Origin of the sequence: Amorphus orientalis, assembly GCF_030814015.1 — a bacterium.
Taxonomy (GTDB): domain Bacteria; phylum Pseudomonadota; class Alphaproteobacteria; order Rhizobiales; family Amorphaceae; genus Amorphus; species Amorphus orientalis.
In genome coordinates this window covers 511,539-535,960 of the sequence record NZ_JAUSUL010000001.1, presented here as the reverse complement: position 1 = coordinate 535,960, position 24,422 = coordinate 511,539, and the positions used below count along the sequence as shown (strand labels likewise).

The window sequence follows — 24,422 nt, the reverse complement described above, 5'->3', positions numbered from 1 at the left end:
ACTCATAAATCCGGATGGTCCGGACAGAGCCGATTTGCTCGAATTCCGGGAGCATGACCTAGAGCTCCTGCAGATAGGTGACGATCCGCTCGCGCATCGCCCGGTCCGGCAGTGGCCCGGAGGCAGCTGCGACATTCTCGCGCGCGTGCTCGGCCTTCGTCGTCGCCGGGATCGCCACGGTGACGGCCGGCTCGGCGAGAATGAACTTCAGCAGCACCTGGGCCCAGGTCGACGCCCCGATCTCGTCCGCGAAACCGGGCAGCGGCCGACCTTCCAGCCAGCGCGTCAGCCGGTCCTGCTGGAACGGACGGTTGACGATCACGGCGATGCCGCGGTCGCGGGCGAGCGGCAGGATGCGCTCCTCCACCTCCCGGTTGGCGACGTTGTAGCTGACCTGCACGAAATCGAGCGGCTGACTGCGCATGATGTCCTCGAAGGCGTCGTGACGGCGTCCTTCGGAGGTGCTGATGCCGACATAGCGGATCTCGCCCGCCGCCTTCCTGTCGAACAGCATGGGCAGGTGCGCCTGCCAGGCCCTGAGATTGTGGACCTGCATCAGGTCGAAGCCGGACACGCCCCATTTCCGCTCGGAGGCGGCGATCTGGTCCGGCCCCGCCGCTTTTGAGGAGGTCCACACCTTGTCAGCGGCAAACAGTCCGTCCGGACGGCCGACCCTGTCCAGCGCATAGCCCAGCACGTCCTGGGACGAGCCGTACATCGGCGACGAATCGATGACCCGGCCGCCGGCCTCCAGGAAGGCCGCCGTCACCCCCGCCCGATCCGCGCGCAGCGCGGGGTCGGTGCCGACATTGAACGTGATCCATGTCCCCATGCCGACCGCTGGCACCGCTTCGCCGGTGGACGGGATGGTCCGCGTGAGCAGCTGCGGCTGCGCGGACGCGGGCCATGCCGGCAGGCTCGCCGCGCCGGCAAGCACTGCGGTGGCGGCGAGAAAGTCGCGTCGGGTCGGATATCCGTCGGCCAAGCCTGTCTCCCGGCCGATCGGGGCCGGTCCCTGTGTGCGTCGGACGCCTGTGTCCGGCGCCCTTCGTCTATCTGGCGCCCGTTCTCCGATCGGCAACCGCCACACCGGCGCCGGGGTTCCCGCACTTGCGCATCGCGCCCGTCGGCCACATGGTTGGCGTACTGACCGTTTCGTCCCTCCCCCTCCTCCTCCCGGGTACTCGTCCATGTCCGTCCGCATCGGTCGCTCCGAATTCCGTCTCGAAGACACGCCGCTCGTCACCGGCAACGGCCGCTACACGGCAGACGAGACGCTGCCGGGCGAGGCCGCGCTCGTGTTCCTGCGCTCGCCCGTCGCCAGCGGCTCCATCCGCACCCTCGACGTGGCGGCGGCCCGTGCCGCGCCGGGCGTGCTCGCGGTCCTGACGGCGGCCGATCTGCCGGAGACGTTCCGCCCGATCCTGCCCGCCCTGTTCCATCCCGGCCCCGACGGCCGCGACATGCACGTGCCGCCCTATCGGGCCCTCGCGGACGGGACCGTCCGCTATGTGGGCGACCTGGTGGCCGCGGTCGTGGCCGAAACACGCGCCGCCGCCGAAGACGCGCTGGAGCTGATCGAGTTCGACATCGACGAGGCCGAACCGGTCATCGACCCGGTGGCCGCACGCTCGAGCGGCTCACCGGCGGTCTGGCCGGACTGTCCCGACAACATCTGCTTCCGGGTCGTCACGGGCGATCCCCAGGCCGTGCGACAGGCGATCGCGGCGGCACCCAACGTGGTGCGCGAGCGCTTCGAGATCACCCGCGTGACCGCCGCCCCGATGGAGGTGCGCGGCGCACGCGGCACGTTCGATCCCGACAGCGGCCGCTACACGCTCCATGTGGGCACCCAGGCGCCGCACCGTCTGGCCGAGAGCGTCGCGGAGATGATGTCTCTCGCCCCTGGGAGCGTCCACGTGACCAGCCGCGACACCGGCGGCTCGTTCGGCATGAAGAACGCCCACTACCCCGAATATCCGGTGATCCTGCACGCCGCCGAGACCACCGGGCGGCCGATCCGCTGGGAGCCGGCGCGCACGGAATCCCTTCTCGCCGACAGCCACAGCCGCGAGCAGGTGGTGCAGGCCGCCCTCGCCCTCGACGACGACGGCCGCTTCCTGGCTCTTGAGGTGGAGATCTGCGCTGCGGTCGGCGCCTATCTCGGTCCGATGTCGGTGCATCCGATGGTCGCCAATGTCGGCTCGCTGTCCGGCGTCTACACGACCCCGCAGATCGCCGCGACGGTCGACGGCGTCTTCACCAACACCCAGAACATGGCGCCCTATCGCGGCGCCGGCCGGCCCGAAGCCATCTACATCATCGAGCGCATGGCCGACGTCGCCGCCCGCCGGCTCGGCATCGACCCCGCCGTAATCCGGCGACGCAACATGATCCCGGCCGAAGCGATGCCGTACGACACGGGCTTCGTGTTCACCTATGACAGCGGCGACTTCCCCACGATTTTCGACGAAGCACTGCGGCGCGCCGACTGGGCGGGCTTCGAGGCCAGGCGCCGCGAGGCGGAAGCGCGCGGCCGACTGAGCGGGATCGGCCTCACCTACGCGATCGAGATCGCCGGCGGACCGCCCGCGAAGCCGATGCCGGAATATGCCCGCATCGAAGTCGAGGCGGACGGAACCGTCGCGCTGGGGATCGGCGGCGGCGACACCGGCATGGGGCACCGCACCACCTATGCCGGCATTCTCTCCGAGCGGATCGGCGTCGACCCGGAAAAAATCCGCTTCGCCACCGGCGATACCGACGCGGTGGCCCGCGGCACCGGCAGCTTCGGATCGCGCACCACCGCCGCCGTCGGCACCGCGATGCTGCGCGCCTTCGACGTGCTGGTGGAGAAGGCGCGCGCCCGGACCGCGGAAGCGCTCGAGGTCGCCGAGGCCGACGTGGAGTTCACCGACGGCGCCTTCACCATCGTCGGCACCGATCGCCGGATCACCCTGCCGGACGTCGCCCGCCATTTCGGCGAAGGCTTCGAGGCCGACGACTTCTCAGCCGCCGACAACGCGAATTTTCCCAACGGCTGCCATGTCTGCGAGGTCGAGGTGGACCCGGAGACCGGCCTGGTGGAGATCCTCCGCTACACCGTCGTCGACGATGTCGGGACGGTCCTGAACGAGGCCCTCGTCTACGGCCAGATCCATGGCGGGATCGTGCAGGGGGCTGGCCAGGCGCTGATGGAGCGGATGGTCTATGACCGCGACAGCGGTCAGCCGCTGACCGCCTCGTTCCTGGACTATGCGATGCCGCGGGCGGGCGAGTTCCCGTTGTTCGACATCAGCTGCCATCCGGTCCCGACCACGACCAATGCGCTCGGGGCGAAGGGGGCCGGCGAGGCCGGCGTGGTCGGCTCGCTGCCGGCGCTTGTCAACGCGGTCGTCGACGCGCTCGTGCCGTACGGCATCGACCATATCGACATGCCGCTGACGCCGGACCGGGTGTGGGAGGCGATCCGGTCCGCGAGCCGATAGACAGAGAACGATCAAGGGGGGACTTCAGATGACCATTCACGCCTTCATGGCGGCCTACAAGCGCGTGTGGGAGGGCCAGGATTCGGAAGGGTTCGCCGCGTTCTTCAAACCGGACGGGCGCTATCACAACACCCCGTTCCAGGTGCAGGACACGCCCCAGGCGCGCGCGGACTACTGGGACCGCATCAAGCTGCAGCAGGACATTGAGGTGTCCTACGAGGTTCTGGCGGAGACGGAGACCGGCGGCATCGCCCACTGGACCGTCACCTATCAGGTGGCGTCGGAGGAGCTGTTCCAGATCTGGGCCAAATCCACCGGAACCGGTCTTCCCGACCGCAAGCCCGGCGATCCGCTGCCGCGGATGGAGCTCGATGGCGTTCTGGTGGCGCAGCTGGCGCCGGACGGACTGGCGGAGGAGGTGCGCATCTGGTGGCACTCGAGAGCCTTTTCCGCTCAGACGGATATGTCTGAGCGATAGAAATGGCTCAGGTTTCAATAGCTTGAGCATATCCTTTTCGTTCAGACCCATCCGGTCTGAACGGGACATGCTCCGTGCCGCGGCCGGTCGAAGAGAGTTAGTCGGTCGGAAGCCGGCCGGCGCAGCTGTGCGCAGGCCGGCTCTCCGGTCGTTGCTCAGGCCCGGCCGAGTGCGATCTTGGGGGCCATGTAATCCAGGCCGAGGCTCTCCGCGACCGCCTTGTTGGTGACGTGGCCGCGATGCACGTTCAGCCCGTCGCACAGGTGCGGGTCCTCGGTGAGCGCCTTCAGCCCCTTGTTGGCCAGCGCCAGCCCGAACGGCAGCGTCGCGTTGTTGAGCGCCGCCGCCGACGTCATCGGGACCGCGCCCGGCATGTTCGCCACGCAGTAGTGCAGGATCCCGTCGACCTCGAAGATCGGGTCCTCGTGGGTGGTCGGATGGGAGGTCTCGAAGCAGCCGCCCTGGTCGATGGCCACGTCGACGAGCACAGCCCCCGGCTTCATTGCCTTGAGCATGTCGCGCCGCACCAGCTTCGGCGCGGCCGCGCCGGGTACGAGCACGGCGCCGATGACCACGTCGGCCGCCACCACTTCGCTTTCCAGCGCTTCGGTCGTTGCGAACAGGGTGCGCGCGCGGCCCTCGAACAGATCGTCGAGATAGCGCAGGCGCGCCAGCGACTTGTCGAGAATGGAGACGTCCGCGCCGAGGCCCGCGGCCATGCGGGCGGCATGGGTGCCGACCACGCCACCGCCGATCACGGCGACCCGGGCCGGCGCGACGCCCGGCACGCCGCCGAGCAGCAGCCCGCGCCCGCCCAGATTGCGGCGCAGGGTCGAGCAGGCGGCCTCGATCGACAGCCGGCCGGCGACCTCGCTCATCGGCGCCAGAAGCGGACGGCCGCCCTGATTGTCGCTGACCGTCTCGTAGGCGACGCCGGTCACGCCGGACTCCAGAAGCCCCTTGGTCTGCTCCGGATCGGGCGCCAGATGGAGATAGGTGAACAGGATCTGGCCTTCGCGCAGCCGGACCCATTCGGTCGGCTGGGGCTCCTTCACCTTCACGATCATCTCGGCATCGGAGAACACCGTGGCGGCATCCGGCGCGATCTCCGCGCCTGCGGCCCGGTAGGCCTCGTCGTCGGCGTGGATGCCGGCGCCCGCGCCGGTCTCGACCATCACACTGTGGCCGGCGGCCACATATTCACGAACCGCCGCCGGGACCAGTCCGACCCGATATTCCTGCGGCTTGATTTCCTTCGGCACACCGACACGCATGGCTGAACCCTCCCTCGGTTCCAATCGTCCTCGATGCACTCTCATCTAAGAAGATCCGCGCGCAATTTCCGCGCGAATTTTCGTCTGTTCAGGATAAACGGCACACGATACGATCGGAATGTTCGAGCCGGACGCGGGATTCATGCGCGAAACGACTGTAGACAGCCTGGATCTGAAGTTGCTCCGGGCGCTTGCCGAGGACGGACGGGCCAGCCACGTGGTGCTGGGCGACCGGATCGGCCTCTCGGCCTCCGCGGTGGCGCGCCGTCAGCGCAGCCTGGAGGAGAGCGGCCTGATCGCCGGCTACCGCGCCGTGATCGGCCTCAAGGCGCTCGGTCTCGGCACCACCGTCATCGTCCGCATCACCCTCGACAGCCAATCGGAGGAGGCGCTGTCGGCGTTCGAGACGGCGGTCGCCCGATGTCCTTCGGTGATCCGCTGCTTCCTGATGGCGGCGGCCGATGACTATCTGGTCCTGGTCGCCGCCCGCGACATCGCCGACTACGAGCGCATCCACACCGTGGAGCTGTCCCGGCTGCCCCACGTGGCGCGGCTGCAGTCGAGCTTCGCCCTGCGCGAGGTGGTCGACCGGCCGATGCCGATCGACGCGCTTACGCGGTAGCGCAAATCCCAGGAAAAGTGGGAAGCGGTTTTCCGCCGCGAATGTGACGTTCTGCCTATCCGGTTCCACCCCATCAGCGGACGACCGTCCGCCGGCCGGAGGCCGCCCACCCGGAGCCGGTGAGCGCAAGCGAACTCGGCGTGAGGGCAAAGGAACAACCTCAAACCCCGGCCCTCGACGCCGGCGCGCGGTCGCGCGCTGACTAGCAACGCCAGGAAAAGTGCGAAGCGGTTTTCCGCCCGGGCGTTGCGCAGGAAAAGACAGATCCCAGGAAAGGTGGGAACCGGTTTCCGGTTCAAAGCGGAGCGCGCACCCTAAGGATTGAAGACCAGGACCAGATAGGCAAGGAACACGACCAGGTGCGCCGCCCCCTGGAGCATGTTGGTCTTCACCCCGCCGAAGGTCAGCATCGACATCCCGAGCGTCAGGATGAGCAGCGCCATTTCGGCAGGCCCCACGCCCAGGATGATGTCTTCGGCTGTGACGAGGCTGATCACCATCACGGCCGGCACCGTCAGGCTGATGGTCGCCAGCGCCGAGCCGAGACAGATGTTCACCGAACGCTGCAACCGGTTCTTGCCGGCCGCTTCCAGGGCGGCGAGGCCTTCCGGTGCCAGGACCAGGATCGCGACGAGGATACCGCCGAGGGCGGCCGGCGCGCCGAGGCTCTCGATGCCGAACTCCACCAGCACGGCAAGCTTCTTGGACAGGATCACGATCGGGACCAGCGTCAGGATCAGCATGATCGCGTGATAGGGCGTCGAGACGGTCGGATGGCCGTGTCCGTGGTTCTCCTCCTCGCCGGTCTCCGTCTGCCTCAAATCGGCCGGCTCCATGAAGAAGGACCGGTGCCGAACCGTCTGAATGGCGAGAAAGGTGGCGTAGAGCAGGATCGTGAAGGTCGCGAACATGACCTCCTGAAACGGGGTGAGGGTCGCGTCCGCGGTCGACTGGGTGAAGCGCGGCAGGATCATCGACATGGTGGCCAGCGGCAGGAGCACGCCCAGATAGGCGCGCGCACCCTGAAGGTTGAACTCCTGTTCGCCATGCCGCCCGCCGCCGATCAGGAGCGCCAGCCCGATCATCAGGTTGAGCACGATCATGATCACCGCGAGCATGGTGTCGCGGGCGAGCGTCGGGTTGTTCTCCCCCGCCAGCATGACGGCGGAGATGAGGGCGACCTCGATGGTGATCACCGCCACCGTCAGGATCAGCGTGCCGTAAGGTTCGCCCAGAAGATCGGCCAGGCAGTCGGCGTGGCGGACGACGCCGAACGCGCCCCACAGCATCGCCGCGAAGACCCAGACGAAGATCAGCCCGGAGATCCAGGGATTGGAGAGATCGGCGAGCCAGCCCTTCCCGTAGAGCAGGAACAGCACCATCGTGACGGCGCCGGCGAAGAACGGTCCTTCCTTGCGCGCAAGGGAAAGCCAGCTCTCTGATTTCGTCGCTTCCATTCCGATCCGTCCTGTCTCGGGCGCTGCGGCACGTGGGTCGCCGGCTCCGCCTTGGGTTACCCAATGGGGACCGACAGGCACAAGGGACGATCGGCAATAAGGACGGGTTAATTCCTCAATCGGGTCCCATTTTTGCCGCCGAAGCACCGCCCCGGGTCTCCAGCCAGGCCACCACCCTGACCGCCGGCCACAGGATGATGAGGTAGATGATGGCTGCCGCGATCAGCGGGCTCGGATTGGCCATCAGCGCCTGGGCGTCGGTCGCCTGCTTGAGCAGGTCCGGCATCGCCACCACGGAGGCAAGCGAGGTGTCCTTGGCGATCGCGATGCAGTTGCTGGTCTGGGGCGGGGTCGCGATCTTCAGGGCCTGGGGGATGATCACCTTGTAGAGGGTGATGGGAAACGGAATCCCCAGTGCCCGGGCGGCCTCGAACTGGCCGGCGGGGATCGACATGATGCCGGCGCGAAAAACCTCGGCCGTGAAGGCGGCCAGCACCAGCGACAGGGCGATCACCGCCGACGTGAAGGAATCGAAGCGAACCCCCACGAACGGCAGGGCGTAGTAGATGACGATCAGCACCACCAGCACCGGCAGCGCCCGGAAGATGTCGATGAACCCCACCGCCAGGTAGCGGACCGGCTTGGGGGCATAGAGCCGGGCGATGCAGATCAGCACGCCGGCGAAGCTTCCGATCAGGACTGACGCGACGGTCAGATAGGCCGTGTTGATCAGCCCGCGCATCAGCATGGGCAGAGCCCGCAGCATGACCTCGGAATTGAAGAAGGTATCGATCAGGCTGGGCACGGCGACCTCGAACCGGTGGACATGACGGGAGACGGCGCGGTCCCGGCGCGGCCGGATCGAAGCGCGGATGTCCCGCAGGGCCTCCCGGTCCGCACCGCCGCACAAGCGTCACGCCCGGGCCGTGCCGGCGCGGGCGTGAGATCACGATCGCCCGGCGGACGCGCGCCGGGCTGCCCGGGCGATTATTTCGCCTGCGGGATGTCCATCACGGTGACGGTCGCCGTTCCGGGATCCGCGTCGGCTCCGAGCCACTTCTTGTGGAGAGCGGCCATCGTGCCGTCCTTCTTGATCTCGGTGATCGCGTTGTTGACCGGTTCCAGCAGCGGCGAGCCCTTGCGCATCATGATGGCGAAGCGGTCGCCGGTGCCGATGCGCTCGACCACGTGCATGGCCGGCATCTGCTGGAAGGCGTACTGGAAGCCGGCGATGTCGCCCACGGCACCCGCGACCCGTCCGGCCTGGGTGTCCAGGAGCAGATCCTGCTGGGTGTTGTAGCCCTTGTAGTCGCCGAACCCGTACTCCTCGCCGTTCTCCTTGATCCAGGCCTCGCCGGTGGAGGTCGAGATCGCGCCGACCGGCTTGCCCTTCATGTCGGCCATGCTGCCGATTCCGGACTCCTTGTTGGAGACCAGCGCCAGGTCGGAATCGTAGTAGCCCTGGGTGAAGGACTGGTTCTGCAGCCGGTCGTCGGTGATCGTGATCGACGAGATCGCCATGTCGATCCGGCCGGAGCTGGTCGCGGCGAACAGCGCCTGGAAGCCGAGATCCTTGAACTCGACCTCGTCGCCGAGGCGCTTGGCGATCTCCTTGACGAGATCGACCTCGAAGCCCTCGAAGGAGCCGTCCTCGGTCTTGTTCTCCCACGGCGGATTGGCCGGATAGGCACCCACCACCAGCGTGTCCGCGCTGGCCGAAGTCGCCACTCCCGCCGCCATCACGGCGGCCAGTGCCGCCATTGCGATCGTCTTCAGCTTCATTCCCCTCTCCTTTTATCTGGATCCGCCGCGTTCCCGGGCGGACCGAAGCACCCGTGGTCCAATCGGAGCCGTCAGGCGGGCTCCCCCAGCATCCGGGCAATGCGCCCGCCGGCTTCCGCGATCTGGGCCGTGTCGCGGCAGATGCACATGCGCAGGAAGGCCTTCGATGCGTCTCCGAAAAGCCATCCCGGCGCCAGGCCGACCCGCGCCTCCTCCAGGAGCCGCGTGCAGGCCTCCCGGGAATCCGCCTCGTCGGCGAGCGCGAAGGTGACGTACATGCCGCCCTCCGGCTTTTCGGGCAGGATCACGCTGTTCAATCCCGCCAGCGCGTCATAGGCGGCGTCGACGCCCGCGCGGCAGCGCGCGCGCACCTCGCCCACGAACGTCTCGCCCTCTTTAAGCGCCGCCAGACCGCCGGCCTGGACGAAGGCCGCCGTGCCGCTGTTGACGTACTGGGTCATCGCCGAAAGCGGGCTCGCCAGGGATTTCGGATGGGTGAGCCAGCCGAGCCGCCAGCCGGTCATCGCCCAGGCCTTGGAAAACCCGTTGATGCTGATGACCAGATCCTCGTCTTCGGCCAGTTGCAGCACCGAAGGCGCCCGGTCACCCGAGAAATGCAGGCGGTTGTAGATCTCGTCGCTCAGGATCCAGATGCCGGTCCGCCGGCTGAAATCGATGAGCGCCTGAAGCTCTTCCGGTGACGCCGTCCAGCCGAGCGGGTTGGAGGGCGTGGAGAACATGATGGCCTTGGTGCGCGCATCGCAGCGCTCGAAGACACGGTCCAGATCGAGCTGCCAGCTGCCGTCGCGGAAATCGAGGGAAACCGGGCGCGGCTCGCCGCCCGCGACGTGGATGGCGTGCTTGATGTTCGGCCACTGGGGCTCAACGAACACCACGTTGTCGCCGCGCTCGACGATCAGTTCCAGCGCCAGGAACACCGCCTGCATGCCGCCCGGCGTGATGGTCGAGCGCTCGACCGCGATCTCGCGTCCGTGCAGGCGGGTCAGATAGGAAGAGAGTTCACGGGTCAGGGCCGGAAGGCCGCGCATGTCCGGAACGTAGAAGGTCTGGCCGGCGTCGAGCGCCTCCTTCGCCGCCTCGCGGATGAAGGACGGCGTGACCAGATCCCCCTCACCGTACCACAGCGTGATCACGTCGGTGAGCGACTGGGCCCGGACCGCGAGTTCCGCGATGTTCTCGGTTTCCAGATCCATGATCTGGGGCCGGATGCGATCATAGGCCCGCGGTTCGGCAAGACGATCGAAAACCGGCATCGCAATCCCATTCCCGAGAACTGGCGCCATGATGAAGCGCCGACTGGACGCGGTCGCGGGCGGTCGTGCCTGGTTCGGCCGCCGCAACCATCGTCCAGCTTCAGCGAAAACTGTATCCACTTCAAGTTTGAAATTTTCTCCGGACCCGGCGACGATTGGTGCCGGGAGGCGGCCGTACGGCCGGGGCGGCAGGGTCGCCGGCGCCCGACAAAGAAGGAACCAGCTCGTGGGTCGGAAGCCTCCATCGCATAACCCGTCACCGCTCTCCGGGGGCGGGACCACGGCCAGCCTCCGGGCGCAGATCTACACGGACGTGCGGGGCAAGCTGCAGCGCGCCGAGTTCCGCCCCGGCGACCGACTGGTCGACACGGAACTCGCCACCCAGTATCGCACGTCCCGCATGCCGGCGCGCGAAGCTCTGATGGCCCTCGCCTCACAGGGCTTCCTGCGGCCGACCACGCGCGGCTTCGCGGTGCCGGAACTGTCGAGCCAGGACGTGCGCGACATCTTCGCGGTTCGCCGGCTCCTGGAACCCGAAGCCGCCGCCGCCGCGGCCCGCAACCTGGATGCGGACGGCCTGGCGGCCCTGATCGCCGCCCGGGATCTGGCCCGCGAGGCCGTCGAGACCGACGCGCCCGAAGCGCTGATGGAGGCGAACATCGCGTTCCGCGGCACGTGGCTGTCGGCCGTCGGAAACCGGCGCCTGATCGACACCATCGAGAGCTTCCGCGACCACATCCAGACCGTCCGCATCGCAACCCTGCACAATGCCGGGACCCGCGTGATCGTCCTGACCGGGATCGAGGCCCTGTCGAGCGCCTTCGTCTCGCGCGACGAGGAGGCCGTGCGCCGGGAGATGCGCGCCTTCATGGCAGCCGCGGAAGCGGAATTCTTCGCAGCCGTCAGCGTCGAGGAGGCCGACCGGGACGCCAGCCCGGCCTGATCAGACATTCTCGCTGTCGATGTCGCCGAGAGCGCGCTTGAGTTCGCAGAGCGCCATCCGCTTGTAGGCATCCACCACGCGGCGGCCCTCATCGGCCGACCCGGCGATCGCAAGGCGCATGGCCGCCTCGCCGAGGGACATGACGGTGAACGCCGACGCGCGCAGCTCCGGGTCGGCCTCCCGCTTCCCGATCCGCGCCAGCGTGTCCGCGAGAAGATCGCCGTTTTCCCAGCAGTTCAGGAGATCCACGTCCGCCAGCGCCTTGTCGGCCTGGGTGCCGGACCAGACGTCCCGGATCGCGGGGTCCTCCAGAAACAGCTGGTAGTAGATCTCGATCAGCCCGTCGAAGGCGTCCTCGAACGCCGCCGGCGTGTCCACCGGGTCCAGCTTCTCGGCGATGCAGGCCCGGCTCTCCGCGTGGTAGCGCTCGGCCAGCGCCCCCAGGATCGCGCTCTTGTCCGGAAAGTACTGGTAGAGCGAGCCGATCGAGATGCCGCTGCGCTCGGCGAGCGCGCTCATCTTCATGGCGTCGCTGCCCGCCTCGGAGATCAGCTCCACCGCCGCATTCAGGATCCGCTCCATCCGCTCCCGGCTGCGCTTCTGGGTCGGTACGATCCGCGGTGCGGGACGCGCGGTGCGGGCCGCGCCGTGCTCTCCCCCGGCAGGCTGATGCTTCGGCATATATGAGTATCTCTCACTTTTATGTTGACTCCCTGAATATGAGGGATTATCGCTTTCTACACAACATGAGCATTCCTCACATTCAGGAGCCTTCAATGTCCGACCCGATCGACAATCCCGTCCTCGTCATCGGCGGAACCGGCAAGACCGGCCGCCGCGTCGCCGACCGCCTGACAGCGCACGACATCCCGGTGCGCATCGGCTCGCGCCAGGCCGATCCGCCCTTCGACTGGTCCGACCGCTCGACCTGGGCTGCGGCTCTCGAAGGCGCACGCGCCGCCTACATCACCTATTATCCCGACATCGCGCTGCCCGGCGCCGTCGAGACCATCGAGGCCCTCGTCACGACCGCGATGGCGCACGGCGTCGACCGGCTCGTCCTCCTGACCGGGCGTGGCGAGGAGGAGGCCGAGCGGGCCGAGGAGGTGCTGAAGGCGTCGGGCGCGCGCTGGACGATCGTCCGGGCCTCCTGGTTCGCCCAGAATTTCTCCGAAAACTTCTTCGCGGACGGGATCGCGGCCGGCGAAGTGGTCTTCCCGAGCCACGATGTCGGCGAACCCTTCGTCGACGCCGACGACATCGCCGACGTGGTCACCGCGGCGCTGACCGAGGACGGCCATGTCGGAAATCTCTACGAGGTCACAGGCCCGCGTCTCCTGACCTTCCCCGAGGCCGTCGCCGAAATCGCCCGGGCCTCCGGCCGCGACATAAGCTACGTGCCGGTTTCGGTGGACGACTACATCGCAACTTTGAAGGATCTGCAGATCCCGCCGGAGTTCGTCGATCTGCTCGATATCCTCACCCGCCAGGTGCTCGACGGGCGCAACAGCTCGATCGCCGACGGGGTGGAGCGCGCTCTCGGCCGGCCGCCTCGGGACTTCTCCGTCTATGCGGCGGAAACGGCCCGCTCCGGGGTCTGGGCGCAGGCCGCCTGACGTGCGTGGTGGAGCGGTTGATGGCGGACGGGTTTTCCGTCCGCCTTTTCCCGTCCACGACTACGAGGCGAACCCGATGCCGAGCCGGTCGAGCCCGCGCAGGAACAGCGAGCGCCGGCCGGTGAGGTCCTCCGCAGCCAGATCCCGCTGTGCCCACCGAACCGCGAGCGAGCGCAGTGGCTCCGGCGGAAACGGCACCGCGAAGCTCCGGAGCATGCGCAGCTCGGTGCGCTCGGTCTTTCGGCCTTCCAGCATGTCCAGCATGGCGAGCGCGGCGAACCGCGACGCCGACACCCCCTGCCCGGTGAAGCCGAGCGCATAGGCGACCACGCCGCCAAGCGCCGTGCCGGCAAAGAACGTCGTCCGCGCCGAGGTGTCGATGATCCCGCCCCAGGCGTGGGTGAAGGGCACGTCGGCAAGCGCCGGAAAGGCTTCGTTGAAGGTCGCCGCCAGCCGGGCATAGGTCTCCGGCCGGTGGAGCAGCGCCGGGTCCCGGCTGCTTCCGTAGTGATAGATCGCGTCGAACCCGCCCCAGAGGATGCGGTTGTCGGCGGTCTTGCGGAAATAGTGGAACTGGTTGCCGCTGTCGGCGATGCCATGCCGGCCGCGCCATCCGATCGTGTCGAGCTGGGCGTCGGTCAAAGGCGCGGTCAGGAGCGAATAGTCGAAGATCGGCAGGATCGCCATGCGGAAGCGCCGGATCAGAGAGACCGCCGCATTGGTCGCCATGACCGCCTGCTTCGCCGACACCACCGCCGCCTCCAGGCTCAGCCGGACGCCCGCCCCGTCCCGCGCGATCGCCGTCACCGGAGCCTCTTCGTGGATTTCGACGCCCGCCTTGAGGCAGGCTCGCTTGAGGCCCTCCACCAGCATGGCCGGATTGACCAGCGCATAATTCGGCTCGAACAGGCCCGCCGGATATTTCGGGCTGTCGAACCGCTCCTTCAGCGCGTCGCCTTCCAGAAGCGTGCAGTCGATCCCGAAGCGGGCATAGCTGTCGCGCATGGCCTTGAGGCCGTCCGCCTGCCAGGGCGTGGCGGCCACGGTGAGCTTGCCCGCCCGTTCGAACTGGCCGTCGATGCCGTAGGTGTCGAGATCGGCCGCCATCCGGTCGAGATTCTCGCGGCCGAGCCAGATCAGGGTCTCCGCCTCTTTCGGCCACCGGGCGACCGCGTTGCCGACCCCGTGGGAGATCGACGGCGCGGTGAAGCCGCCGTTGCGCCCGCTGGCGGCGTTGCCGCAGGTGCCGGCCTCCAGCAGCACGATGCGCGCGTCCGGCCACCGCTCCCGCGCCTTGAGCGCCGCCCACAACCCGGTGAAGCCGCCGCCGATGATCGCGAGATCGCAGGCGATGTCGCCCGCCGGCGGCGGACACGGCGCCGCATCGGGCACCGTCTCCCGCCAGTAGGGCGTGCGGACTGCCGTCTCGAAGCTGAGGGTCGCGCTCATGCCGGCCGTCTTCCGAAGCTCTGCCGATCGACCCGGGTCAGCCCTGGTCGCCGGTCAGATACCAGCCCCAGTCCTCGTCCCGGTCGAAGCGGGTGACCTGCTTGGTCTCCAGATAGCTGTCGAAGCCGTGCTCGCCGAGTTCGCGGCCGATGCCGGAGCTCTTGTAGCCGCCCCACGGAACCTGGGTGAAGGTCGGCTGGGAACAGTTGATCCAGATGATGCCGGCGCGGAGCTTCGCGGCCACCCGGTCGCAGCGCTCCAGATCCCGCGACATCACCGCCCCGGCGAGCCCGTACGGGCTGTCGTTGGCGAGCCGCAGGGCTTCCTCCTCGGTGTCGAACGGATTGACGCAGACCACCGGCCCGAAGATCTCTTCGCGCCAGATCTCCGCATCGAGCGGCACGTCGGCATAGACCGTCGGCGCGATATAGTAGCCGGTGTCGAAGCCCTCCGGCCGTCCGCCGCCGGTGACGAGCCGGGCGCCGCTGTCCTTCGCCCGCTCGAGAAAGCCCATCACCTTGTCGTACTGGCTCTTGGCGACCACCGGGCCGAGCTTCACGCCGTCGGCGTCGCCGGGCCCGATCCGGATCTTCTCCGCCTCTTGCTTGAGACGCTCCAGAAGCTTCGGATAGAGGCTGCGCTCGACGAGAATGCGCGACGTGGCGGAACAGATCTCACCCTTGTTCCAGAAGATGCCGAACAGGATCCATTCGACCGCCTTGTCGACGTCGCTGTCGCCGAAGACGAGAAACGGCGACTTGCCGCCGAGCTCCAGGGCGACGGTGCGGATGCCGGCGGAAGCCGCCTGCATCACCCTGCGGCCGGTCGGCACCGATCCGGTGAAGGCGACCTTGTCGGCGAGCGGGTGCTCGGACAGCGGCGCACCGGCCTCCGGTCCCGTACCCGTCACCAGATTGAAGACGCCGGCGGGAAGCCCGGCTTCGTCGATGATGCGGGCCATCTCGTAACAGGTCATCGAGCAGAGTTCGGATGGTTTCAGCACAATGGTGCAGCCCGCTGCCAGCGCCGGCGCGACCTTCCACACCCCCATCAGCATCGGGAAGTTCCACGGCGTGATCGCGGCCACGACGCCGACCGGCTCGCGCCAGATGCGGGCATCGAAGCGTGCGTCGCCCAGATCGACCGTCTTCTCGGGCTGCGCCGCGCGCGCCTCGGCGAGGTCCGCGTAGTAGTCGAAGCAGTCGGCCGCGTCGCCGATGTCCCACTCCGCTTCCGGCATTGGCTTGCCGTTGTCCCGGGTCTCCAGCGCGGCGAGTTCAGGCAGCCGGGCGCGGATGCCCTCGGCGACCTTGCGCAGCGCGTCGGCGCGCGCCTTTGCGGAGAGCCCCGACCAGCGGCCGTCGTCGAACGCGGCCCGGGCCGCCCGGACGGCCGCATCGACATCGTCCGCCGTGCCCGCCGCCACCTGGTCGAAGGCCTGCTCGGTCGCCGGATCGATGGCCGGGAAGCTGCCGCCCGCCTTCGGCGCCACGAACGCGCCGTCGATATAGAGCATCGTCGTCATCGTGAACTCTCCTCTCAGACGTGCTTGCGCCCGCCGGCTTCCAGGAACCAGTCGTCGGGATAGGGGTACCACCAGTCGTGCCGCACCGGCTTGTGGTCAAGAATGACCATCTTGGTGCGACGAAAGGCGTCGAGCCCGTACCGGCCCAGCTCCCGGCCCAGCCCGGAGTTCTTCCACCCGCCGAACGGCAGCGCGTCGTTGTCGATCATCGGATTGTTGATCCACACCATGCCGGCCTCGAACCGCTCCGACGCCTCGTGCGCCTCGGCCAGATCGGTGGTGAAGATCGACGCGCCGAGCCCGAACCGGCTGTCGTTGGCGGCCTCAAGCGCGGCCTCGAAATCCGGCACCCGGACGATCGCGGCGACCGGGCCGAACACCTCCTCGTGCAGGATGTCCATCTCGTCGGTGCAGCCGGTGAGGATGGTCGGCTCGTAGAACCAGCCCGGCCCGGCGCCGTCCGGCACCTTGCCGCCGCAGACCACCGTCGCGCCCTTGGCCACCGCGTCGTCGACCAACCGGATCACCTTGTCGCGCGCCGCCTCGCTGACCAGCGGGCCGATCTCCGACTTTTCCAGCCCGTTGCCGATCCTGAGCCGGTTCGTTTCCGCGGCGAACGCCTCCACGAACGCGTCGTGGACGCTGTCGACCACATAGAACCGCTCCGTGGAGGTGCACACCTGGCCCGACATGTGGAAGGCGCCGGTCACCGCGCCGGCCGCCGCAATCTCCAGCGGCGCGTGGGCGGTGATCACCATCGGATCGGACCCGCCGGCCTCGATGATGGCCGGCTTCAGCCGGGACGCCGCGGCCGACGCCACCGCCTGGCCCGCCGGCACCGACCCGGTGAAGGCGACGGCATGGGTCTTTTCGCTCGCAATGAGCGCCTTGCCGACGTCCGGACCGCCGGGAAGGCAGGCGACCAGATCGTCCGGCAGCGCATCGAACAGCTCCATGAAGGCGAGGGTCGACAGGGTCGTCGCCTCGGCCGGCTTGATCACGCAGCCGTTGCCGGCGGCAAGCGACGCCGCCACGGTCCAGCACATCAGCAGGATCGGGAAGTTGAACGGCATGATGTGGACCGAGACGCCGTACGGCGCATAGGTCGCGTACTGCAGCGAGCCGGCCTGGGTCGTGCCGGCCACCTTGCCCGCCTCGTCACGCGCCAGTTCGGCATAGTAGCGGAACACCGGAGCGCAGTTCGCCACCTCGCCGATCGCCTCGGGATAGGGCTTGCCCATCTCGCGGCTCATCAGGATCGCGCACTCCGTCACGTCGGCCGCCTCGATCCGGTTGGCAAGCCGGTGCAGCGTCTGCGCGCGGGACTTGGCATCGAGCCGCGCCCACTCCTTCTGGGCAGCATTCACCCGCTCCAGAACGTCCTCGATCTCAGCCTCGGTGACCGACACGCGCCCGCCCACAGTTTCAAGCGTTGCGGGATCGATCACCGGCGAGACGGATCCGGCGCTTTCCCAATAGTCCGGCAGTAGAAAATAGCGGGGCGAGGTTGAATCAGACACGGATCGGTCCTTTCAGAATGTCGGCGTCGGTTCCGAGCTCGGAGCCGTGCTGTCGCCACTCGGGCAGCTCGGCGGCCAGGAACGCGCGGATGTCGGTCAGTCCGGCGTCATCGAGCGCCGTTTCCAATTGGCGGAGCACCCGCGGCAGGAAGGCCAGATAGCGCGGCTTGCCATCCCGGCGGCTCAGCCGCACGAACACGCCCGCGATCCGGGCATGGCGCTGCGCGCCAAGAAGCGCATAGCGCTGACGGATCTCGTCGGCCGGGCCGAGATGGGCCGGCGCTCCGGCGACGTAGCGCTGAAGCATGGCCGCTTCGAGACCGGGCGCCAGATCGCGGCGGGCGTCCTGCAGCAGCGAGACGAGATCGTATTCGCACGGGCCCAGAACCCCATCCTGGAAATCGAGCAAGCCGCATCGCGCCACGCCGGTCCGCCCCTCCAGAAGCATCAGGTTGTCGACGTGGAAGTCGCGGAGAACCAGCGTCTCCCGCCGCTCGCCGATGGGCGCGAGCGCGGCCGCCCACAGCTCCCGGAACCGGCGCGCGAAGCCTGACGGGTCGAACCCGGACGGCGCCACGGCCGGCGCGAACCAGTCGGAGAAGACGTCGAGTTCGGTGAGATAGGTGTCCAGATCGAACGCCGGCTGGGAAACCGCCGCGCCGCGCGGCTCGTGATGCAGGTGAAGCAGCGCGTCAACCGCCAGCTCGTAGAGCGCGCGTTCGTCGTGGCCGGCAGCCAGGCACGCGGTGTAGGTGCTTGTGCCGAAATCCTCCACCAGCGCCAGCCCGTGGGAGGGATCGGCGCCCTGGACCCGCGGCGCCGACAGCCCCAGCGCGCAAAGATGCCGCGACAGCCGCAGATAGGCCGCGAACCCGACCGGGTCCTGCCGGTCCTCCATCAGCAGCAGCCCCCGGTCCGGCAGGCGCACATAGCGCCGGGTCGACGCGTCCGCCGTCAGCGGAACGAGCGTCTCGCCGGCCAGACCGTGCCGAGCCAGGAAGGTTGCCGCCGGTGGATCGAGGGGAAGCGGCGGCACCGCGGGAAGCGCGGTCATCGGATCATGTAGACCTTCTTCACCGTCTCGTGGACCGTGCACACGCCCTTCCAGTCCTTCGGGAAGAACGCGGCCGTGTCCGGCGTGATCTCGATCACGTCGCCGCTTTCGTGGACGTAGGTGCAGCGGCCTTCCAGGAAGTGGCAGAACTCGTCCTTGGTGACGTGGCACTCCCATTTCCCGGGCGTGCAGATCCACAGGCCGCATTCGCTCTCGCCGTTATCGCCCTTGTGGATCAGCTTGCCGGAGGTGTGGGAGGACCCTTCGATCATGGTCGGGATCTCGCCCCAGTCGACGGTGTCGGTGACCTCGAGGGGCTTGTGCATGACGGGTGTTTTCATCGGGTGCGCTTCAACTCAGCATGTAGATGTTGCGGATCGTCTCGTGGATTTCGGCCTCGCCTTCCCAGCCGGCGGGGAACAGCACGCAGGTGCCGGGCGTGACCTCGATCGTCTCGCCGGCATCGGAGCGGTAGACCGCGCGGCCGGCCACGAAGTGGCAGAATTCGTCGCGCGGAACCGACAGCCGCCAGCGCCCGGGCGTGCACACCCAGATGCCGGTCTCCGGCGAGTTGCCCGGCCCCTTGAACAGGAGCCGGCCGGTGGAGTGGGACTGCCCTTCGATGGCATCGGGCTGCGCGCCCCAGTCCACCAGATCGTCGGTGACAGAGGCGTCGTGGATGTGCGGGGCGGTGGACTCCAGACCGCTCATCACTGCTCCTCGGCCAGTTTGACCAGCAGGCGCGCGGCCTTCTCCTGGCCGTTGGCGGACTGCATGTGCGCCGAGGTTTCCTTCAGCCGGGCGGCCATCGCCTCGTCGGTCAGGCAGGCCTCGATCTTCTCGATCAGCTCCGCATCGGTCCACTCGTACCGGTCGGAGCGGAAGCCGTGACCGGTCTCCTGAACGCGCATGGCGTTGTCGTGGCCGTCCCAGACATAGGCCATGATGATCGCGGGCTTGCCGAAATAGAGGCACTCGGTGAACGAGTTGTTGCCGCCGTGATGGATCACCGCGTCGACCTGCGGGATCACCGAGGGCTGCGGAAACCAGCTGTCGATGATCACGTTGTCGGGGATGTCGGAATAAGAGTCCTTGTAGTCGCCGACATTGACGATCGCCCGGTAGCGGGTCTTGCCGACCAGCTCGATCAGCCGCTTCAGGAGATCGGTGTCACCGGCGCCCAGCGACCCGAACGAGATGTAGAGCAGCGGGCCGTCGTTGTTCTTCTTGAAGGTCGGCACCTGATACGGCTTGTCCTGGCGCACGCAGCCTTCGAGATACTGGAACCTCGCCGGATCGAGCGGGACCGCACGGTCGTAGGTCACCGGCTCCGGATAGAGCAGCAGGTTCAGATAGGGCGACGGCTCGAAGAACTGCCCGAGCGGATAGGGCTCCTCGCCGGTCGACTTCAGGAACTCGTTGAAGTCGTCGTGGATCGGCTTGATGACCTCGTTGAACTTCGCCCGGAACGCGGCGTGGCCTTCGGTGTCGTTTTCCGACATGCCGGAGAGATGCGGCGGGATCGCATCGTCCTCGATCTCGTTCTCCGAGCACGAGATGATCCGCACCCACGGCACGCCGAAATGCTTGATCGCCGGGAACAGCACGACGTTGTCGACGGAAATGACGTCCGGCTTGATCTTGGCAAGGATCGCCGGGAGATCCTCTTCCGCCCATTTGGCGCTGTCGACGATCGCCTCCCAGCACTCCTTCACGTAGTTGTCGATCTGGTCGATCGGCGCCTTGCGGAAGTTCGGGATGTGGCTGTTGATGAAGTCTTCCCAGAACTTGGCCATCTGCTCCGGCGGCATCGGCTCGGAGAGGTTCACCGGATGGGCCTCGAAGCCGTAACCCTCGTAGACCTCCACGAAGCCGGGATCGGAGAGGAACACCGCCTTGTGGCCCATCCGCTCCACGGCCTGGGCGATGCCGACGGAGTTGAGCGCCGGGCCGAAGGCGGCTTCCGGGAAGAAGGCGAAAGTCTTCTGCGCCATGTCCTGTCTCCTCTGGTGGGCGGACCGGTTCGTCCGGCCCCGCCTCGGGTCTTGGTTTGTGTGTGTCAGGCCGGGAAGACGCGGGTGTCGGCCGCCGACCAGCCGACGGTGACCTCCTCGCCCTCGGCGTAGCGATGCCCCTCCGCCGCATCGGCGGTCAGCCGGACGAGCACCGGCTTCGGCGCGTTGGGCGTTTCCAGATGAAGCTGGAGGTCGAGGCCGTGATAGGCCGTGGCCGTCACCCGGCCGGTCAGGCTGTTCTCGCCGTCCGACGCGCCGAGCCGCAGCCGTTCCGGCCGCACCGCCACCACCGCCGCGTCCCCCTCGCCGAGCCCGTCCGGGATCGGACCGGCGAACACCCGGCCGTCGTCGGCCTCAAGCCGGCCGTTCCGCAGATGCACCGGCAGGAAGTTCATCACCCCGATGAAGTCGGCGGCGAACCGGCTTTCCGGCTGTTCGTAGATCTCGTGGGGCGTTCCGCACTGAAGCAGCAGGCCGTCCTTGAGGATGGCGATGCGGTCGGCCATCACCAGCGCCTCTTCCTGATCGTGGGTGACCACGATGAAGGTGATCTTGAACTCGTCCTGGATCCGCTTCAGCTCCAGTTGCATCTCGCCCCTCAGCTTCTTGTCGAGGGCGCCGAGCGGCTCGTCGAGAAGCAGCACCCGCGGGCGCTTGACCAGGGCGCGGGCAAGCGCGACGCGCTGGCGCTGGCCGCCGGAGAGCTGCTCCGGCTTGCGGTCGGCCAGGTGCGAAAGCTGGATCACCTCCAGCATCTCGCCCACCCGGGAGCGGATCTCGGTGCGGCCCATCCGGTCCATTTCCAGCCCGTAGGCGATGTTCTGCGCCACCGTCATGTGCGGGAACAGCGCGTAGGACTGGAACATGAGGTTCACGGGCCGCAGGTTCGGCGGCACCCTGGAGACGTCCTTGCCGTCCAGCAGGATCTCGCCGGCCGTCGGCGTCTCGAACCCGGCCAGCATCCGCAGCAGGGTCGTCTTGCCGCTGCCCGACGCGCCCAGAAGCGCGAAGAACTCGTTTTCCCGGATGTCGAGCGACACGCCGCCGACGGCCTCCAGCCGGCCGAAGGACTTCCTGACGTCGCGGATCGACAGAAGAACGTCACTCATTGACCGGCAAGCTTTCCGCTGTTCAGGCGCTGGGAGAGGGCGAGCGCGACGACGGAGACCGTCATCACGATGGTGGCGAGCGCGTTGATCTCGGGGGTCACGCCGAAGCGGATCATGGCGAAGATCTGCATGGGCAGCGTGATGGACTCCCGCCCGGCGCCCGCCGTGAAGAAGGCGATGATGAACTCGTCGACGGAGAGCGTGAACGCCAGCAGCGCGCCGGCGATCACCGCCGGCATCAGCACCGGCAGCACCACCCGCCACAGCGTCGTGATGGTGGAAGCGCCGAGGTCGGTGGAGGCCTCCACGATGGTCCAGTCGAAGGTCTTCAGCCGGGCGCGCACCACCGCGCAGACGAAGGCCAGGTTGAAGACCACGTGGCTGACGATGATCGTGCGCAGCCCCAGCGTCACCTCCAGCATGGAAAAGAAGCTCAGGAGCGCGATCGCCAGCACGATGTCCGGGATGATCATCGGCGCGAAGATCACCGTTTCCAGGACCCGGCCCTTGCGGCGGCGAATCTCCACGCCGACGGCCAGCAGCGAGCCGAGGATGGTGGCGATGAAGGTGGAGGAGACGGCGACGATGAGCGTGTTCAGCGCCGCGCCCATGATGTCCTTGTTGGAGATTAGCTCGCCGTACCACTTGGTGGAAAACCCGGTCCACGCCGTCGGCAGCCCGCCCTCGTTGAACGACAGCGCGACCAGCACGGAGATCGGCACGTAAAGGAAGGCGAACACCGCCGCCAGGATGAGGAGCATCAGGCGCTGGGTCGAGCGGTCGGCCATCCTCACGCCTCCTTGGTGCGCGCCCCGGACGCGCGCTCGGAGACGAAGGTCTGCAGGGTCAGGAGCCCCATCATCACCGCGATCAGCACCATCGACAGCGCGGCGCCGAACGGCCAGTCGTTGGCGGTCAGGAACTGGGCGTAGACCAGGTTGCCGATCATCTGGAACTGGCCGCCGCCGAGCAGCGCCGGCGTCACGAAGTTGCCGATCGACAGCACGAAAACGAACACGAAGCCGGTGGCGATGCCCGGCGCCGTCATCGGCAGCGTGATGCGCCGGAAGGTGGTCCAGGCCGAGCCGCCGAGATCGCGCGAGGCCTCGGCAATCTCCGGGTTGAGCCGGGAGAGCGGCGCGTAGCAGGCGAGGATGACGAACGGCAGATAGTTGTAGACCAGGCCGATGACGACGGCACTCTCGGTGTAGAGCATCCGGGGCATCTCGCCGTCATAGCCGAGATAGCGGGCGAGCGCCGTGATCAAACCTTCGCGGTTGAGGAGCACGATCCAGGCATAGGTCCGCACCAGATAGTTCGACCAGAACGGCAGCACCGCGAAGAAGAGAAGCAGCGGCTGGCGCCGGGCCGGCATGGCGGCGATCGCGTAGGCCGCCGAATAGCCGATGACCGAGGCGATCAAACCGGCAAGCCCGGCGATCAGGGCCGACTTGATGAAGATGCTCGCATAGAGCGGATCGAAGACGAGCGCGATCGTCTCCAGGGTGAACGTATACTCGATGCCGCCGTAGATGCCCCGCCGGAAGAAGGCGAGCGCCAGGACCAGCAGGCACGGCACCACCATGAACGCGGTGAGCCAGGCCAGCGCCGGGGTCATCAGATAAAGGGGTTTGCGGTCGGCCATCGGATGCCTGGGAACTCAACCCGTTGAACTGGCGGCAGGCAGGAGGGCCCGGCGGACGCGCTGCCGCCGGGCCTGGTCGCAGGGGCCTCAGTTGGCGGCCTTGATCTCCGAGACGATGCGCGAATAGGTCCGCTGGTCCTCGCCGACGTCGCGCAGCTGCTCGTACTGCATGAGCGCGTCCGGGCTCATCGCCATGTTCGGATAGGTCTCCAGCATCTCCTCGGAGAGGCTCGCCATGGCGGGCTCGTTGGGCACCTTGTAAAGGATGTTCTCGGCCGCCCAGCCGTGGTTCTCCGGGTCGAGCATGAAGTTCACGAACTCGTAGGCGGCTTCCTTGTTCTCGGCGTTCTTCAGGATCACCATGGTGTCGACCCACAGGTCGGAGCCCTCTTCCGGCACCACGTACTTGATGTCGGCGTTCTCGGCGATGCCGTAGTTGCACCAGCCGTCCCAGGCCTGAACCAGCTCCGCCTCGCCGGAGACCAGCTTGGCGTAGAAGGTGGTGTCGTCGTAGGCGAGCAGGGTCTTCTTGGCCTCGATCAGGAGATCGCGCACTTCCTGCAGCTTCTCCGGATCGGTCTCGTTGACCGAATAACCCTTGGCGAGCAGGCCGGCGGCGAGCAGCCAGCGGTCGGTGGCGAGCATGGTCGTCTTGCCGGTGACCTCGTCGCTCGGATCGAGCAGCGCCATCCAGCTCGTCGGCTCTTCTTCGAGGAGGTCGGAGCGGTAGCACAGCCCGGTCGTGCCCCAGGCATAGGGCACCGAGAAGGTGTTGCCCGGATCGTGCTTCAGCTCCTGGGCCTGGGCGTAGAGATTGTCCAGGTTCGGGATCTTGTCGTGGTCCAGCTCCTCGGCGAGGCCGAGATTGTGCAGCACCTCGGCGAACGGCGACGACACGAAGACCACGTCGTAGCCCCGCCCCTTGGAGGCGATCAGCTTGCCCATGATCTCTTCGTTGGTGGCGTGGAGCACCAGTTCGGCGTCGTTGCCGGTCGCCTCGTTGAAGGCCTCGATGGCGTCGGGGGCCATGTAGCCGTCCCAGTTCGAGACCACGAGTTCCTCGGCCTGGACCGGGGCGGTCATTCCGGCCACGCCGGCGGCTCCCAAAAGTGCGCACACGGCGACTGTCTGTTTGAGCATTCTCGTTCTCCGTACCTCTGGTGGGCCATCG

General features: G+C 67.7%; 23 protein-coding genes. 5 read left to right on the top strand and 18 right to left on the bottom strand.

Annotation, left to right across the window (positions count from 1 at the left end; translation table 11 throughout):
* Window positions 1–58: 58 nt before the first annotated feature.
* Window positions 59–985 carry an aldo/keto reductase gene (locus tag J2S73_RS02400; RefSeq protein WP_370874380.1) on the bottom strand — a complete coding sequence of 309 codons (927 nt, stop codon included), beginning with the start codon at window positions 983–985 and terminating at the stop codon, window positions 59–61.
* Window positions 986–1,190: 205 nt separating this feature from the next.
* Between J2S73_RS02400 and J2S73_RS02395 the strand changes: the two genes are divergently transcribed.
* Together J2S73_RS02395 and J2S73_RS02390 are read left to right on the top strand one after the other, a co-directional pair.
* Window positions 1,191–3,488, top strand: a complete 2,298-nt coding sequence (locus J2S73_RS02395) for a xanthine dehydrogenase family protein molybdopterin-binding subunit (RefSeq protein WP_306883820.1) — start codon at window positions 1,191–1,193, stop codon at window positions 3,486–3,488.
* 28 nt (window positions 3,489–3,516) lie between these two features.
* A complete protein-coding gene (locus tag J2S73_RS02390; protein WP_306883819.1) occupies window positions 3,517–3,966 on the top strand; it encodes a nuclear transport factor 2 family protein in 450 nt (149 codons plus the stop codon).
* Window positions 3,967–4,121: 155 nt separating this feature from the next.
* On the opposite strand, the gene ald is transcribed toward J2S73_RS02390, so the two are convergent.
* A complete protein-coding gene (gene ald, locus J2S73_RS02385; protein ID WP_306883818.1) occupies window positions 4,122–5,240 on the bottom strand; it encodes an alanine dehydrogenase in 1,119 nt (372 codons plus the stop codon).
* Between the two features lie 142 nt (window positions 5,241–5,382).
* Here ald and J2S73_RS02380 point away from each other — a divergent pair, with 142 nt between their 5' ends.
* On the top strand, window positions 5,383–5,862 hold the full coding sequence (locus J2S73_RS02380) for an Lrp/AsnC family transcriptional regulator (protein ID WP_306883817.1): 480 nt from the start codon (window positions 5,383–5,385) through the stop codon (window positions 5,860–5,862).
* Window positions 5,863–6,176: 314 nt separating this feature from the next.
* On the opposite strand, the gene J2S73_RS02375 is transcribed toward J2S73_RS02380, so the two are convergent.
* From J2S73_RS02375 to J2S73_RS02360, 4 genes are all read right to left on the bottom strand, one after another.
* Window positions 6,177–7,319 (bottom strand): calcium:cation antiporter, encoded by a 1,143-nt coding sequence (locus J2S73_RS02375; protein WP_306883816.1) that lies wholly within the window; start codon window positions 7,317–7,319, stop codon window positions 6,177–6,179.
* A gap of 115 nt (window positions 7,320–7,434) precedes the next feature.
* Complete coding sequence (locus J2S73_RS02370) at window positions 7,435–8,085, bottom strand: amino acid ABC transporter permease (RefSeq protein WP_306884929.1); 651 nt, start codon at window positions 8,083–8,085, stop codon at window positions 7,435–7,437.
* Between the two features lie 221 nt (window positions 8,086–8,306).
* A complete protein-coding gene (locus J2S73_RS02365) occupies window positions 8,307–9,101 on the bottom strand; it encodes an ABC transporter substrate-binding protein (RefSeq protein ID WP_306883815.1) in 795 nt (264 codons plus the stop codon).
* 71 nt (window positions 9,102–9,172) lie between these two features.
* Window positions 9,173–10,375, bottom strand: a complete 1,203-nt coding sequence (locus J2S73_RS02360) for a pyridoxal phosphate-dependent aminotransferase (protein ID WP_306883814.1) — start codon at window positions 10,373–10,375, stop codon at window positions 9,173–9,175.
* 226 nt (window positions 10,376–10,601) lie between these two features.
* Here J2S73_RS02360 and J2S73_RS02355 point away from each other — a divergent pair, with 226 nt between their 5' ends.
* Window positions 10,602–11,318 carry a GntR family transcriptional regulator gene (locus J2S73_RS02355; RefSeq protein WP_306883813.1) on the top strand — a complete coding sequence of 239 codons (717 nt, stop codon included), beginning with the start codon at window positions 10,602–10,604 and terminating at the stop codon, window positions 11,316–11,318.
* Here J2S73_RS02355 and J2S73_RS02350 read toward each other — a convergent pair whose 3' ends face one another.
* The gene (locus J2S73_RS02350; protein WP_306883812.1) at window positions 11,319–11,999 is read right to left on the bottom strand and encodes a TetR/AcrR family transcriptional regulator; all 681 of its coding nucleotides are present in this window, start codon (window positions 11,997–11,999) and stop codon (window positions 11,319–11,321) included.
* 95 nt (window positions 12,000–12,094) lie between these two features.
* Between J2S73_RS02350 and J2S73_RS02345 the strand changes: the two genes are divergently transcribed.
* On the top strand, window positions 12,095–12,934 hold the full coding sequence (locus J2S73_RS02345) for an NAD(P)H-binding protein (RefSeq protein ID WP_306883811.1): 840 nt from the start codon (window positions 12,095–12,097) through the stop codon (window positions 12,932–12,934).
* A 60-nt stretch (window positions 12,935–12,994) separates the two neighbouring features.
* Here J2S73_RS02345 and J2S73_RS02340 read toward each other — a convergent pair whose 3' ends face one another.
* The 11 genes from J2S73_RS02340 to J2S73_RS02290 form a co-directional block, all read right to left on the bottom strand.
* Entirely contained in the window at window positions 12,995–14,383 is a 1,389-nt protein-coding gene (locus tag J2S73_RS02340) for an NAD(P)/FAD-dependent oxidoreductase (RefSeq protein ID WP_306883810.1), read from the bottom strand.
* Between the two features lie 37 nt (window positions 14,384–14,420).
* Complete coding sequence (locus J2S73_RS02335) at window positions 14,421–15,908, bottom strand: aldehyde dehydrogenase family protein (protein ID WP_306883809.1); 1,488 nt, start codon at window positions 15,906–15,908, stop codon at window positions 14,421–14,423.
* A gap of 14 nt (window positions 15,909–15,922) precedes the next feature.
* On the bottom strand, window positions 15,923–17,428 hold the full coding sequence (locus J2S73_RS02330) for an aldehyde dehydrogenase family protein (protein ID WP_306883808.1): 1,506 nt from the start codon (window positions 17,426–17,428) through the stop codon (window positions 15,923–15,925).
* On the bottom strand, window positions 17,421–18,482 hold the full coding sequence (locus J2S73_RS02325; RefSeq protein WP_306883807.1) for an aminoglycoside phosphotransferase family protein: 1,062 nt from the start codon (window positions 18,480–18,482) through the stop codon (window positions 17,421–17,423). The genes J2S73_RS02330 and J2S73_RS02325 overlap by 8 nt, the downstream gene beginning before the upstream one ends.
* Window positions 18,479–18,823, bottom strand: coding sequence for a cupin domain-containing protein (locus J2S73_RS02320; RefSeq protein WP_306883806.1), 345 nt, complete (start codon window positions 18,821–18,823; stop codon window positions 18,479–18,481). The genes J2S73_RS02325 and J2S73_RS02320 overlap by 4 nt, the downstream gene beginning before the upstream one ends.
* Window positions 18,824–18,833: 10 nt before the next feature.
* Window positions 18,834–19,193, bottom strand: a complete 360-nt coding sequence (locus J2S73_RS02315; protein WP_370874379.1) for a cupin domain-containing protein — start codon at window positions 19,191–19,193, stop codon at window positions 18,834–18,836.
* Window positions 19,193–20,476 (bottom strand): nucleotide disphospho-sugar-binding domain-containing protein, encoded by a 1,284-nt coding sequence (locus J2S73_RS02310; RefSeq protein WP_306883805.1) that lies wholly within the window; start codon window positions 20,474–20,476, stop codon window positions 19,193–19,195. Before J2S73_RS02310 ends, J2S73_RS02315 begins: the two co-directional genes overlap by 1 nt.
* Window positions 20,477–20,541: 65 nt before the next feature.
* Window positions 20,542–21,606 carry an ABC transporter ATP-binding protein gene (locus J2S73_RS02305; RefSeq protein WP_306883804.1) on the bottom strand — a complete coding sequence of 355 codons (1,065 nt, stop codon included), beginning with the start codon at window positions 21,604–21,606 and terminating at the stop codon, window positions 20,542–20,544.
* Window positions 21,603–22,394, bottom strand: a complete 792-nt coding sequence (locus J2S73_RS02300; protein ID WP_306883803.1) for an ABC transporter permease — start codon at window positions 22,392–22,394, stop codon at window positions 21,603–21,605. The genes J2S73_RS02305 and J2S73_RS02300 overlap by 4 nt, the downstream gene beginning before the upstream one ends.
* A 2-nt stretch (window positions 22,395–22,396) precedes the next feature.
* Complete coding sequence (locus J2S73_RS02295) at window positions 22,397–23,251, bottom strand: ABC transporter permease (protein WP_306883802.1); 855 nt, start codon at window positions 23,249–23,251, stop codon at window positions 22,397–22,399.
* An 87-nt stretch (window positions 23,252–23,338) separates the two neighbouring features.
* Entirely contained in the window at window positions 23,339–24,391 is a 1,053-nt protein-coding gene (locus J2S73_RS02290; protein ID WP_306883801.1) for a polyamine ABC transporter substrate-binding protein, read from the bottom strand.
* Window positions 24,392–24,422: the final 31 nt, after the last annotated feature.